Origin of the sequence: Blastomonas ursincola, from assembly GCF_013607875.1 — a bacterium.
GTDB classification, from domain to species: domain Bacteria; phylum Pseudomonadota; class Alphaproteobacteria; order Sphingomonadales; family Sphingomonadaceae; genus Blastomonas; species Blastomonas ursincola.
The window spans coordinates 1,041,132-1,054,628 of the sequence record NZ_VDES01000002.1; the positions used below are offsets into that span (position 1 = coordinate 1,041,132).

Genomic DNA, 13,497 nt, shown 5'->3' on the forward strand with positions numbered 1-13,497 from the left:
CCGCGCCCCTTTGTGCATGCGCCGTTCCCCGCTAGGAAGCTGAAATGCGGCGCGAACCGATCATCATGACAGCGACGATGGGCGCGGCCGACCAGGCCTGGGCCGATGCGCTGCGCCGCGCGCATTACCCTGCCGACCGCAATGCGGTCGAGGCGCATGTCACGCTGTTTCACCAACTGCCGGGCCATTGCGAGGGCGAGATCGTCGAGCGGACGCGGGCGCTGGCGCGGGAATTCGCCTGCCCCGATGCCAGGCTCAGCGAGGTCATGCGGATGGGCAATGGCGTCGCCTTCCGCATCCAATCACCCGGCTTGCTGACGATCCGCGCGATGATGGCGGAAGACCTGCACGGCCTGCTCACCGCGCAGGACCAGGGCACGCCTCGGCTGCACATAACCGTGCAGAACAAGGTGGAAGCCGCCACCGCGCGCGCCTTGCATGCTGCGCTTTCCGCCACTTTCATGCCGCGCCCGCTGGCGATCACGGGCCTGGCGCTGCACCGCTATCTCGGCGGACCGTGGAAGCAGATCGGCAGCTGGCCCTTTCGTGGCAAGGCGGTCGCGCGCTAGCGCCGCACTCTGGCCCATGTCGCCCTGATCGCCAGCACCAGCGTCGCCGCCACCGCAGTGCCGGTCAGCGCGAACTTGATCGGGGTCAGCAGCGTCTTCGCATCGAGCCAATCCGCCCGCCCGCTCAGCGCGAGCAGCTGCACGATGTTCTCGGCATAATCGGCGACCATGCCGCCCAGCATCACCAGCGCGATCCAGCGCGCCTTCGCACCGCCCAGGCGAACCGCGAGCCCGGCGAAGAATGCGCCATAAGCGAGCGGATAGAGGCCGTCATAAAGCAAGGTCGCGTGCGCATGCACATCGCGCTGCCAGGGCGTGAGCCTATCCAGCAGCGCACGCGCCTCCGCCCCGGTCAGCGTCAGATCGAGCATCCCGCCCAGCGCTGCCCCCGTCTGACGGAGCAGCCCCCCGAGCAGCACCATCGCGGCAAAGCTGATCGCGATGACGCTGGTGCGGGAAAGCACAGGCAGATGATGAGGCATGGATGGGAGTCCGCTCGGTAAATCCCCAAATCAGGGGTAAATTAACATGAAAGCATGTAAGCTATTGAACAGGCAGCGATTTGTGACCGTTTGCGACAATTTGCCACACGCGCACGACGCCCCGAAAGTGCATGCTTGGCCACGTGGGTAGGGGGCTACTGCGAAGATAGTGAAGCGCTCTGACCTGTCCGTCAAACCAAGTTTCAGGGGGTTCACTCGTGTCCAGATATTCGCCCGCCCGGTGGCTTGCCGCCGGCGCTCTGGTGTGCGCCAGCACCAGCGCCTTTGCCCAGCAGACCCCAACACCGACGCCGCCGCCGAACATCGCCAACTATCAGCAGCTGCGCAAATCCTTCCGCATCGGCGTGCGCGTGACCAACCAGCTCAACAATTTCGACCAGTCGGCGCGGTTCGAGCAGGACACGATCGAAGACATTACCGATTTCCTCGATCCCAGCCAGATCGCAACCGTCGTCGGCCTGCAGAATGCCTTTTTCGGCGCGGTGCAGGCGGTGTTCGACATTCGCGGCGGCACGGCGATCGGCAGCTATGCGCAGAACAGTTCGGTGCTGACGATCAGTGTCGTGTCGCCTACCGGGCAGGTGCTGCTGCAGGAAAATGGCACGCCCTGTACGTTCAGCTTCAACGGTGCGAACCGCCAGCAGACGTTCAACACCTTCGATGCGCTGGTCGATGACGAGAGCACCCCGACGTCGCAGGCGATCCTGGGCTGTCTGTCGCGCTCGTTCGCGCGCTTCTCGCCCGCCGATCCGCTTGCGGGCAACCCGAACAGCCTCCAGGCCAGCCTGACCCGCAGCGCGCTCGATCTTGCCAATGGCGATTCCGCGATCGAGCAGGACCCGGTGCCCGAAGGTGTTGCGGTGCCTAACGACCCCTGGCTGATCGGCGCGACCTACAATACCGGTTCGGCAGGCCGCTTCGATATCGACCGCGTCGATGCCCGTATCCAGCGCAGCTTCCGCATTTTCGAGGGCAACCGTGCGATGCTGAAGATCGACCTGCCGCTCAACTACGCGCGGATCAACGGGTCGGATACATACAGCGCGCAGCTTGGCATTGGGCTCGAAATCCCGGTGATCGATCGCAAATGGTCGATCGAGCCGCGCATCGGCTATGGCGCGGTCTATTCGGAGGATCTGGGTTCGGTCGGCCATATCCTGCAGGGATCGATCACCAGCCGCTATGTCATCAACGGCGTGGGGCGCGGCAAGTTCGTGATCGGCAACATGATCGGTTATGCCCAGACGCTCGACACGCCGGGCACAAGCGCCAATATCAACCCGGACCTCAAGAACTGGTCGCTGCGCAACGGCATCGCCTATGATCTGCCGCTGAAAGCGCGGCTGTTTAGCCGGGGCAGTTCGATGCGCGCCAGCTATGCGTTCACGCAATATCTGGGCAGCGACCTGCGCAACAACAGCTTCCACGAGGCGACCCTGTCCTTCGGCCTGCGCGGCCGCGAGGATTCGCCGCGCGCGACGCGTGACCTTATCCGCATCAACCTTAGCACCATCCAGGCACGCGACTTCAGCAGCTATACCATAGGCGTCGGTTTCCGCTTCTGATGCTGAGGTTCGTCCTTCTGCTGGCAGCCCTAGTTGCCGGTCTGGGGCTTTCCCCCATGGCGCATGGCCAGGCCGGGGCGCGAGAGCCGCGCCTCGCCCTGGTCATCGCCAATGGCACGTATCGCGGGTTCGACAGGCTGTCGGCGACCTTCGACGATGGCGAACGCATCTCTGCCGCGCTCACCGCCACTGGCTTTGTCGACGGATCGGGCACCGGCGCGGTGCGCACCCGGCGCGACTTGACCGCCGCGCAGATGGAGGCGGAGTTTGCGGCCTTTCGCGCCGCGCTCGCCGCCGCCGGGCCCGAGGCGTTCGGCGTGCTCTATTTCTCGGGCCATGGCGTCGCGCTGGGGGCGGGCGGCGATGTGCAGATGGTGCCGGTCGATGCCGACAAGGGCGATCTTGCTGCATCGGCTAGCCTGTCGCGTTCGGCGGTGACGCGGACATTGATGTCCTCCGGCGCGCGCAACGTGCTGGTCGTGCTCGACATGTGCCGCAACGTCATCGCGCTGCCGACATTGCCGGTCGCGACCGACGATAATGTCACCGGCGGCGCTGCCATCGAAGTGACCGGCAGCAAGGGCCTCAAGCGCGTGCTGCGGTCCGCGCAGAACCCGATCCGCCCCGATCAGGGCTATCTCGTCGCCTTCTCGACCAGCGCCGATCAGTTCGCCTTCGACAACGGCATCTTTTCCAAGGTGCTGGCGGAGGAAATCCGCCGCCCGCAGCAGAATATCGCCGATGCGATGAAGCGCGTCTCCGATCGTGTCGCGATGGCCAAGGCGGCGAGCTTCCAGAAGCCGACCTTCGATTACGGCCTGCAGGGCCAGCCGCCGTGCTTCGTCTCGTGCGATCCGGCGAGCGGCAATCGTTTCTACGACTGCGCCAACTGCCCATGGATGCGCATCGTGCCTGGCGGCAGCGCACTGGTGGGATCGCCTTCGTCCGAACCCGGCCGCGGCAAGGACGAGCCCGCCCAGCAGCGCGTGGCCATTGCGCGCGACTTCGCGCTGGGAGTCTATGAGGTCACCGTCGCAGAATGGACCGCCTGCGCGCGCGACGGCGCGTGCCCTAAGCTGTCGAACTGGGCGGCGGACAATCCCAACCCGCTGATCCCTGCAACCAGCATCAGCCATGACGATGCGCTCGCATTCTTGAGCTGGCTGTCGCGCCAGTCGGGCCGGACCTATCGCCTGCCGACCGATGCCGAATGGGAATATGCGAGCCGGGCAGGGGCCTCGAGCGCCTTTCCCTGGGGCGATGGCATCTCGCCTTCCGACGCCAATTACGATCATACCGCGCGCTATCAGGGCTCTGCGACCTCGCCCTATCGCGGCTATCCCGAGGCGGTGTCGGGCTATCCGCCCAACGGTTTCGGCCTGTACCAGATGCAGGGCAATGTCTGGGAATGGACCTCGGCGTGCCTCGATGCCGCGTGCCGCAACCGCGCGCTGCGCGGCGGGTCGTTCGAGAGCGTGCCGGGTGAGTTGCGATCGGCCAATCGTTTCGGACTTGCCGCAACCAAGCGGCGCGACGATGTCGGCCTGCGCGTCGCGCGCGATCTGGAAGCCGATGAGGGCGGGGGCTGAGCCGTGCGCTGGCGCCTTCTTATCGCCGTGCTTCTGATCGCGCTGTCGGCCCCGGCAGCGCAGGCGGAGACCCGCGCGATCCTGATCGGCGTGTCGCGCTATGAGTCCCCGGCTATTCCCGATCTTATGGGCCCGGCCAATGATCTCGCCGCAATGGAGGGGCTCGCGCGATCGATGCAGGCGAGCGACGTGGTGTCGCTGCGCGACGGCGCGGTCAGCCGGTCGAGCGTCGAGACCGCGCTGCACGACATGGGCCTGCGCGCGCAGCCGGGGGACTGGCTGCTGTTCTACTTTTCCGGCCATGGCGCACAGGCTCTGGCGCAGAACCCCAGCGATGAGGATGGCGAATTCGACCAGTTCGTGCCGCTGCCCGGCTTTGATCCCGGCGCCCAAGACCCCGAGACCTTCATCATCGACAAGGACTTCTATGCCTGGATGAAGCGCTATCTGCCGCCCGATGTCGCGATCCTGATGGTGGTGGACAGCTGCCATTCCGGCACGATGCACCGGGCGATCGATCCCCGCAGCTATGCCTTCACCCCGCGCATCGCCTTCCGGCCCGGCGACGCGCGCGCGATTACCCTGACCGCACGGCCCGGCCCGCGACTGGGGGCGCTGCGCAGCGACACTGGAGAGGCGCAGGCGGTGGCCATACGGCGCGACGACCTGCCCAACCTCGTATATATCGGCGCCTCGCGCGACGATCAGCTCGCGCTGGAAACCGAGCTGCCACAGGAGGGCGCACCGCACCGCGGCGTGCTGACCTATGCGCTCGAACAGGCGTTTAGCCTGCCCGGCGCGAACGAGGCCTCGCCGATTGCCGATCTCGACGGCGATGGCCAGGTCTCGGTGGTCGAAGCCGGGTCCTATCTCAACAGCCAGGTGCGCATGCTCACCGCACAGCGGCAGGAGAGCACGCTCTTCTATCCCCAGGGCTGGGCCGAACGGCCGCTTTTCTCGGCACTGCCCGCGCCGCGGCTCGCCTTCGATCTGCCCGCCCCGAATGTGATCATTGCCGGCCAGCCCGATGATATGGCGACGGCGGCCGGCGCGACCAGCTGGCGGATGGCCCAAAGCTCGAACGATGCAGACTTTCTCTGGGTGCTCAGCACAGGCGAGGTGTTGCGGCGCTCGGGCGACATCGTTGCAACCGGGATCGGCAGCACGCTCGCCTTTGCCGGGGTGATGGACAAATGGCAGACCGTGATTAGCTTGCGCCCGCTCGTCTCGGAACTGGCGATGCGGTTGACGGTCCATCCGCTTGGTTCGGACGAGCTCTATCCCGAGGGCACGCCGATCAGCATGCGGTTGGAGCGCACCCGACGCGGCGGCGCGGCGCTGCATGCCACGGTATTCAACCTGGCGTCTGACGGAACGGTCCAGCTGATCTATCCGCTCGATGCCGATGGCGCAGGGCTGATCGACGCTGCGACGCGCCAGTCAATGCTCGACACCGTGGTGGTGCCGCCCTTTGGCGTCGATCATGTCATCGCGCTGGCCACTCCCGAGGCTCCGGAGGCGTTGCGCGCGGCGCTGCGCAATGCCGATGGCCAGCGCGCATCGGCGGGTCTGGCAGGGATCATCCGCACCGAGCTCAAGCGCGCGCGGGGCAGGGGATCGCTGTCGATTGCGGAACTCTACACCGCGCCTTGAGGGTGACACGAAACACGAAAAAGCCAGAAACAAACAAGGGGACGTCTCCTCCCGAAGACGCCCCCTTGCCCAGTCCGCTATGTCAGACTGAAGTGTCGGTCGATCAGACCTTTTTCTTGCGACCGCCGCCGCGGCCCTGCTTGCCGAGGCCAATCTGCAGCGCCAGCTCGCGGCGGCGCTCGGCATAATTCGGGGCGACCATGGGGTAATCCTTGGGCAGGCCCCATTTTGCGCGATAGTCATCGGGCGTCATGTTGTAGTGCACCATCAGGTGGCGCTTGAGCATGCGAAGCTTCTTGCCGTCTTCCAGGCAGACGAGATGATCGGGCTTGATCGACGAGCGGATCGGAACCGCAGGCTCCTTGGGAGCTTCAGGCTCGGGAACTGCAGGCTGGTTGATGCTGTGGAGCGCGGCATGGACCGAGGAAATCAGCTGCGGAATGTCCGAATTGGCCACTTTGTTGTTGCTCAAATGCGCAACGACAATATCAGCCGTCAAAGAAATCAAGGTTTCCACATCTTCCATAGTCGCACCTGCTTAGTGAATCGATCCAAACTGGTGGGACTATTAGTCCGTTATGGACCAAATGCAAATCATAACTATGCGGTAAGGGCCACGGGCGGCGCGGTGCGGCAACCGGCTTGCCGGCGAGGATCTGCGCTAGTTGGAGGTGCCCTGCAAAGCGCTGGTTTCACTGTCCCAAAGCGGCACAGGGACTGTCGTCCACAGGGATATAGCGGGCGAGTGCGCTGAGAATATCTCGCACGCCTTGCAGATCGGAAGTGGCGGAAATCTGCCGGATTGCGGGCCTGACCGGTAGTCGGAAGCTGATGATGCCAGCCTCGCTCTCGCGCCGCTGTGCACCGATGGAAAGAATGAACCGAATGGCGGGCATGTTCTCCGCGAGCGTCTGGACTTCCAGCTCGCACATTGCCTCGACCTCGCAATGAATCAGAAGCACGGTGGTCAGCATGCGGGCGAGGCCGAGCCCGTGATAATCATCGAGCACCGCGACCGAGAATTCGCCGGCATGCGGGTGGTTTTCGCTGCGAATCGCATGGACGGCGCCGACGGCGGGATTGTCCATGCCGTTGAGATGGATCGCTCCCCAGGCGATATGATCGTGCCCATCGGCATCGAGCAGCTTATCGATCACCGGATCGGAGGGCATTGGCTGGACCGAGAAGAAGCGCATGTAGCGCGACTGTTCGGACAGCCGCTTTATGCCTTCGCGCATGCGATCCTCATCCGACTGGCGGATCGAGCGCAGGCAGATGCGCTTGCCGTCGGCGGCGACCGTTTCGATCACTTCGTCATGCAGTTCCCGCAGAAGCGGTCTGGTCACCATGCGCTGCTCCATCGGTTCGGGCAGCGCATGATGACACAATTTCAGCCCGTTGCGCAGGGCAAAGACCGACGCCTCATGCGGTAATCAGCTCGTCGCGCAGCGCGTCGATCCATTTCGCCACCGCACGGAACGCCTTTTCGGTCATCCGCAGATAGACCTTGCGATTGTCGTTACAGTCTTTCTCGCGGCGGATCAGCCCCTGTTTCGCCATGCGCTCGATATAGCGCAGCGACGTGGTTGCCGGGCGGCGCGAGGCGACACAGGCGCTGGTTACCGACACATCGCGCCCGGTGATATGGCCGACGAAGAGATCGAGCAGCATGTCCCAGGCGGGATCGGACAACAGGCTGGGCCCGGCAATGGCGTCGCGCTGGCTGCGCAGCTTGAGATAGCGGCTGGCGGCTTCGGCGCGGGCCTTCCAGGGTTCATTGGCATCGAGCAGCGGCTGGGGGGGCGTCGCTTCTCCGGTTTCGGGGACGAGGATGAGGCAATAGAACTGGGTCATTGGGGGGGCACCAAGCGTTTGAGTGCGCGGTGATCGAGATAAACCCCGGCAACCATGCTGAGCAGCAGGGGAACTACCCAGAAGGTGGCAATCGCCGTGTAGATCTTCGGCAGATAGTTCGGGGCGATGATCGTCGCGAAATGGGAGGCTACGGTGAGAAGCTGAAAGGCGGCGATCCAGAGCGGCCAGTAACGGTCGCTGCGCAACGCGAAGACATAGGTGGCGACCAGATAGGCGGTATCGACCGCCATCAACGGCCAATGCGTCTGCTGCCACCGGGTGTGCAGCACCTGGACGGCCGCGGTCAGCAGCGTTGCGGCCAGAAACAGCAGGATTGCGCGTCTGCCTTCAGACTTTCCGTGCAGCCAGACGAAGCCGCCGCTCAGCAATGCGAAGAGCCAGAAGATGATCGTGATCATGGTCGTGGCTCAACGCATTGCCGACCGGCGGTCATCCGAACGCGGGTTCGGCTTCCGACGCCTCGTCCTGGAGCGACCCGAGAGGCGTGGGACCGGGGCAGCCGACATTCATCGGGGCCTGATCGCTGCGGCGCTTGACCGAATTCAGATGGCCGACCAGCTTCACCATGCTGCCGCGTGCAGAAATGAGGTGACCGGTGCTTTCATGGATGGCGCGCAGGGCGATCTGCGAGTCGCGAGCGGGGACTTCGGAAAGCGCGTTCGCTTCCAGCATGGTCATCGAAAGCCGGGCCGCGTCCAGAATGGCGCGATCATAGCTGGCAAAGGACGAGCGGGTATCCTGGGCGACAATGCGGACGGCGTTACCATCGATGTGCATGGGTCTTCTCCTTCTCGCACCGGTCACGGTGCACGGGTTGGCGATCCAGGCACCAGATCAGCTGAACGCCTTGAGCGCCCCGCCAAGCACCAGCGCAAATGCCGTCGTGTAGATGAGCGACAGGCCTGCGATCCGCAGGATGGTCGTCGTCTTCTGGCTTGCGTCCAGCGATGTTCTGATGCCGCCGACAGGAGGATATCCGAACCGCATCTGCCACTGGCCGGTGGCTTGAGCGTTCGGCATATCCGCTGCCGACGCCACAGGAGGTGTCACATCATTGGCCGGCTCGACAACCGGCGGCGGTTTGAGTTCAAAAGACTTGAATGGCGGAATTTGCTGGCTTTCGGCAAGCCAGCGCGCCGCCGTGCGTCGATCGGGCGCACCCATCGCCGTCTTCGCGCGCTGAAGATACTGATCGACCGTCATCGGGGTCAGCCCCAATTTCTTGGCGATCTGCTTGGAAGTATAGCCATCTGCCACAAGGCGCAGACAACTGACCTGAACATCGGTCAATTCTGTGCGACTTGGCTCCAAGATATCCCCCGATTTGACGGTATATCCACTTTGGATACATTAACCTTCACTTCGGATATATCTCAACTCGAGCCGGAATGGAATGATTCCCGGTCGGCGCGCTATAACTGTGTCCGTTCCGGTGCAGTCTGTGCAGATTGCAGGGCCCGGTAACCCAGTATTGGATGAAAAGGTCATCCTGTTTCCCGGCGAACCGGTTCGATTCGCCGAGAATCCAGCAAGCACCCGCGCGCTGGGGTGCGCGGCGCTTATTCGGGCAGGAAGTCGGGTACCGAGAGATAGCGCTCGCCGGTATCATAATTGAAGCCCAGCACGCGCGATCCTGCGGGCAGATCGCTCAACTTCTGCGCGATCGCGGCGAGCGTTGCGCCCGACGAGATGCCGACCAGCATGCCCTCTTCGCTGGCGGAGCGGCGCGCCATCTGCTTGGCATCGGCGGGATCGACCTGGATCACGCCATCGAGCAGCCGCGTGTGCAGATTGCCGGGGATGAAGCCCGCGCCGATGCCCTGGATCGGGTGCGGCCCGGGCTGACCGCCCGAAATCACCGGGGAAAGAGTCGGTTCGACCGCATAGACCTTGAGCGCGGGCCAGTGCTTCTTCAACTCCTCGGCGCATCCGGTGATGTGACCGCCGGTGCCGACACCGGTGATCATCACGTCGATCGGCGAGTCGGCAAAATCGTTGAGAATCTCCTGCGCGGTGGTCCGCACATGCACCGAGATGTTCGCGGCATTCTCGAACTGCTGCGGCATCCATGCGCCGGGGGTTTGCTCGATGAGCTCCTGCGCGCGCTCGATCGCGCCCTTCATGCCCTTTTCGCGCGGGGTCAGGTCGAAGGTCGCGCCATAAGCCAGCATCAGCCGCCGCCGCTCGATCGACATGCTTTCGGGCATCACCAGCACCAGCCTGTAGCCCTTGACCGCCGCGACCATGGCGAGACCCACACCGGTATTGCCCGATGTCGGCTCGATGATCGTGCCGCCGGGCTTGAGCGAGCCATCGGCCTCCGCCGCCTCGATCATGGCGAGCGCGATTCGGTCCTTGATCGACCCGCCCGGATTGGACCGTTCGGACTTGATCCAGACATGCGCGTCGCCGAACAGCCGGTTGATGCGGACATGCGGCGTCTTGCCGATGGTTTCGAGAATGTTGGCGGCGATCATGTCGAAGTGTCTCCTGCTTCAGCGCGCCTGTATGTCTGGCGCTGTCAAATGGGGATCAGGCTTCTTCCTCGGCAGGATCGAAGCTGCGCGCGGCCCCGATCTGCGGGAACAACCGGGACCAGAGCGCCGTGATCAATATAGCGCCGCCGCCGCCCGCCACAACCGCCGCCACGGGGCCGATCAACCAGGCGAGCATGCCCGAAAAGGCATCGCCCAGCTCGTTCGAGGCGGAGACCGTCAGCAGCGAGACCGCCGAAACCCGCCCGCGCTTGTCGTCGGGCGTGTTGAGCTGGATGAGCGACTGGCGGACATAGACGCTGAACATGTCCGCTGCGCCTGCGACGAACAGGCATGCCATCGAGACGACGAGAATGCGGCTGAAGCCGAAGATCACCGTCACAAGACCGAACAGCAGTACGCTGACCAGCATCTTGTTGCCAACATTGGTCCGGATCGGGCGGAACGAGAAGACGAACGCCACCAGGGCTGCGCCGGCAGCCGGGGAAGAAGCGAGCAGCGACAGGCCCTGTTCGCCGACCTGCAATATGTCGCGCGCGAACACCGGCAGCAAAGCCGTGGAGCCCGCCAGGAACACCGCGAAGAGATCGAGCGTGATCACGCCCAGCACCAGTTTGTTCTGGCCGACATAGGCCATGCCGTCGATGATCTGCGCAATTGGTCCCTTGCCCTTGTCCATGATCGTGCGGGGCACGGGGCCGACGGTCAGCATGGCGAGGCCCGCCAGCGCATAGAGACAGGCGCTGACGATATAGGGCAGGTCGGGCCGGATCGCATAAAGCGGTCCGGCCATGGCGGGGCCGATCAGCATGCCCGATTGCCAGGCGATCGAGGACAGCGCGATCGCGGTGGGGAGCGAGGCCTTGGGCACCAGGTTGGGCGCCAGTGCGCTCAGCGACGGGCCCAGGAACGCGCGCGCGGTGCCCAGCATCGCAGCGATGATGTACAGGATCGGCAGGCTGATCAGGTCTTGCGCCGTCGTCCAGGCCAGCGTCGCCGCGATACCCGCCTGGCAGAACAGCACGATGCGCGCCACCAGGCGCCGGTCCATCCGGTCCGCAATCCAGCCGACCAGCGGAGTGAGCACGAACAGCGGCGCAAACTGCAACAGCCCGATCATCCCCAGCCGCGCTGAACTGGCGGCGATGTCCATCGTCTCGCGCGCGATATTATAGGCCTGCCAGCCGACGATCAGCATCATGCAGTAGAGCGCCAGCATCGAGGCAAGGCGTGTCAGCCAATAGGCGCGGTAATTGGCAATGGTGAACGGATGCGGGGCAGCTACGGATTCCATGGCCGCGTCGGTAGGCCAGCCCGTGCCGTGCGGCAAGCAAGATGAACTTGGCCGAACCATGCCCAGGCTGTTGTGCGCCTGCAAAAAAATGCCTCTTTCCAACCGCGTGCAAGGGTGCCAGCAAGGGCGGAAACCGGAAATCCAAGAGGTCGCCCATATGCATCTTGCCAAACGCATTCTAGCCGCCGTCTCGCTGGCGACACTTGCCGTCTCGTGCAGCGGCGGTGCTCCTTCGGAGCCGGCGGAAAAGGGCACCGGCATCGATACCGGTAGCGAATGGGGCAAGTTCCTCGACGGGTTCCTGACCGGCTATTTCCCGCGCAATCCCGATTTCGCGGTCTATCAGGGGCGGCATGAGTTCGACGGCAAGCTGCCCGACTGGTCGGAAGAGGGGCTTGCCGATCAGATCGCGTTTCTCGACAAGACACTGGCCGATGCGCAGGCGATGGATCCTGCCAGCCTCGACGAGGACCAGAGGTTCGAGCGCGATTATCTGATCGCTGTGGTCAAGGGTGAGCTGTTCTGGCTCAAGGCCGCCGACTGGCCGCACCGCAACCCGGCCTTCTATACGGGCACGCTCGATCCTTCGGTCTATGTGACGCGGCCCTATGCCGATGTGACCACGCGCGCCAAGGCGTTCATCGCCTATGCGCGCGCGGTGCCCAAGGCCGCCGAGCAGATCAGGGCGAACCTCAAGTCGCCGCTCGACCCCTATGCCATCGATTATGGCGTCAACGCGTTCGGAGGCTATGCCAGCTTCTTCACCGGCGACGCGCGCGCGGCCTTTGCCGACGTGACCGACGAAGCGGTCAAGAAGGACCTCGAAGCCGCCACGGCGGAGGCGAGCAAGGCGATGCAGGGGCTCGCCGACTGGCTCAAGGCCGAGAAGGCCACGGCAAGGGTCGGCTATGCCATCGGACCCCAGCTGTTCTCGCAGATGCTGGCGGACACCGAGATGGTCGATCTGCCGTTGGCCGAATTGAAGGCAATCGGCGAGGCGGACCTCAAGCGCAACCAGCAGGCGCTGGCAAATGCCTGCGCTCAGTTCGCGCCCGGCGCGACCATGCCCGACTGCATGGCCAAGCTCGCCAAGGACAAGCCCGAAGATGGCCCGGTGGCCGAGGCGCGGCGGCAGCTGCCCGATCTCCGCGCCTTCCTGGTCGACAAGGATCTGGTCTCGATCCCCGGCACCGAAGAGGCCAAGGTCGAGGAATCGCCGCCCTACAACCGGCAGAATTCGGCCTATATCGATATTCCGGGGCCTTACGAGAAAGGCCTGCCTTCGGTCTATTACATCTCGCCGCCCGACCCTTCATGGGCGCCCGAGGTGCAGGCCGAATATATCCCGCCCAAGAAGGACCTGCTGTTCACCAGCGTGCACGAGGTCTGGCCCGGCCATTTCCTCAACTTCCTCCACGCCAACCGCGCCAAGTCCTTCTTCGGGCGGCTGTTCGTCGGCTATGCCTATGCCGAGGGCTGGGCGCATTATACCGAGGAGATGATGTGGGAGGCCGGGCTCGGCAAGGGCGATCCCGAGGTGCATATCGGCCAGCTCGCCAACGCGCTGCTGCGCAACTGCCGCTATCTCTCCGCCATCGGCCTGCATACCGGCGGCATGAGCGTCGACCAGTCGATCGCGCTGTTCCGCGACCAGTGCTATGTCGACGAGGGCAACGCCCGGCAGCAGGCGCTGCGCGGCACCTATGATCCGGGCTATCTCAACTACACGCTCGGCAAGCTGATGATCCGCAAGCTGCGCGCCGACTGGACCGCGGGCAAGGGCGGGCGCGAGGCGTGGAAGGCATTCCACGACGCCTTCCTGTCCTATGGCGGCCCGCCGGTGCCGATGGTGCGCGCGGCGATGATGGAGGAGAAAACCCCGAAGGCGGTGTTCTGATCGCCTAGAGTGATTTCGAGTGAAATGGAACATTTCACGGCTCGGAAATCACGGCAC

Annotated in this window: 14 protein-coding genes; 5 read left to right on the forward strand and 9 right to left on the reverse strand. The window is 64.3% G+C overall.

From position 1 onward, the window contains the following. The first annotated feature begins 44 nt into the window (after window positions 1-44). Window positions 45-569: a 2'-5' RNA ligase family protein gene (locus tag FG486_RS11145; RefSeq protein WP_181267535.1), complete on the forward strand. Its 525-nt coding sequence runs from the start codon at window positions 45-47 to the stop codon at window positions 567-569. On the opposite strand, the gene FG486_RS11150 is transcribed toward FG486_RS11145, so the two are convergent. Continuing rightward, complete coding sequence (locus FG486_RS11150) at window positions 566-1,051, reverse strand: hypothetical protein (protein ID WP_181267536.1); 486 nt, start codon at window positions 1,049-1,051, stop codon at window positions 566-568. The genes FG486_RS11145 and FG486_RS11150 overlap by 4 nt on opposite strands. Window positions 1,052-1,269: 218 nt before the next feature. Here FG486_RS11150 and FG486_RS11155 point away from each other — a divergent pair, with 218 nt between their 5' ends. Genes FG486_RS11155 through FG486_RS11165 form a run of 3 tightly spaced genes read left to right on the forward strand, consistent with a single transcriptional unit; the run spans window position 1,270 to window position 5,879 of the window. Next, the gene (locus tag FG486_RS11155) at window positions 1,270-2,637 is read left to right on the forward strand and encodes a hypothetical protein (RefSeq protein WP_066280349.1); all 1,368 of its coding nucleotides are present in this window, start codon (window positions 1,270-1,272) and stop codon (window positions 2,635-2,637) included. A 56-nt stretch (window positions 2,638-2,693) separates the two neighbouring features. After that, the gene (locus tag FG486_RS11160; RefSeq protein WP_241695697.1) at window positions 2,694-4,226 is read left to right on the forward strand and encodes an SUMF1/EgtB/PvdO family nonheme iron enzyme; all 1,533 of its coding nucleotides are present in this window, start codon (window positions 2,694-2,696) and stop codon (window positions 4,224-4,226) included. Window positions 4,227-4,229: 3 nt separating this feature from the next. Next, window positions 4,230-5,879, forward strand: a complete 1,650-nt coding sequence (locus FG486_RS11165; protein WP_181267538.1) for a caspase family protein — start codon at window positions 4,230-4,232, stop codon at window positions 5,877-5,879. Window positions 5,880-5,982: 103 nt separating this feature from the next. On the opposite strand, the gene FG486_RS11170 is transcribed toward FG486_RS11165, so the two are convergent. The 8 genes from FG486_RS11170 to FG486_RS11205 form a co-directional block, all read right to left on the reverse strand. Beyond that, entirely contained in the window at window positions 5,983-6,405 is a 423-nt protein-coding gene (locus tag FG486_RS11170) for a Ros/MucR family transcriptional regulator (RefSeq protein WP_060977111.1), read from the reverse strand. A 166-nt stretch (window positions 6,406-6,571) separates the two neighbouring features. Then, complete coding sequence (locus tag FG486_RS11175) at window positions 6,572-7,228, reverse strand: GNAT family N-acetyltransferase (RefSeq protein WP_181267539.1); 657 nt, start codon at window positions 7,226-7,228, stop codon at window positions 6,572-6,574. 73 nt (window positions 7,229-7,301) lie between these two features. Further along, complete coding sequence (locus tag FG486_RS11180; protein ID WP_137775302.1) at window positions 7,302-7,733, reverse strand: helix-turn-helix domain-containing protein; 432 nt, start codon at window positions 7,731-7,733, stop codon at window positions 7,302-7,304. Beyond that, window positions 7,730-8,152 (reverse strand): hypothetical protein, encoded by a 423-nt coding sequence (locus FG486_RS11185; RefSeq protein ID WP_066280332.1) that lies wholly within the window; start codon window positions 8,150-8,152, stop codon window positions 7,730-7,732. Before FG486_RS11185 ends, FG486_RS11180 begins: the two co-directional genes overlap by 4 nt. A gap of 31 nt (window positions 8,153-8,183) precedes the next feature. Beyond that, entirely contained in the window at window positions 8,184-8,531 is a 348-nt protein-coding gene (locus FG486_RS11190; RefSeq protein ID WP_060977467.1) for a hypothetical protein, read from the reverse strand. A gap of 57 nt (window positions 8,532-8,588) precedes the next feature. After that, the gene (locus tag FG486_RS11195) at window positions 8,589-9,044 is read right to left on the reverse strand and encodes a helix-turn-helix domain-containing protein (RefSeq protein WP_241695698.1); all 456 of its coding nucleotides are present in this window, start codon (window positions 9,042-9,044) and stop codon (window positions 8,589-8,591) included. Window positions 9,045-9,313: 269 nt separating this feature from the next. Next, a complete protein-coding gene (gene cysK, locus FG486_RS11200) occupies window positions 9,314-10,231 on the reverse strand; it encodes a cysteine synthase A (protein ID WP_181267540.1) in 918 nt (305 codons plus the stop codon). A 55-nt stretch (window positions 10,232-10,286) separates the two neighbouring features. Further along, window positions 10,287-11,543, reverse strand: a complete 1,257-nt coding sequence (locus tag FG486_RS11205; protein ID WP_181267541.1) for an MFS transporter — start codon at window positions 11,541-11,543, stop codon at window positions 10,287-10,289. 157 nt (window positions 11,544-11,700) lie between these two features. On the opposite strand from FG486_RS11205, the gene FG486_RS11210 reads away from it, so the two are divergent. Beyond that, complete coding sequence (locus FG486_RS11210; RefSeq protein WP_181267542.1) at window positions 11,701-13,440, forward strand: DUF885 domain-containing protein; 1,740 nt, start codon at window positions 11,701-11,703, stop codon at window positions 13,438-13,440. Window positions 13,441-13,497: the final 57 nt, after the last annotated feature.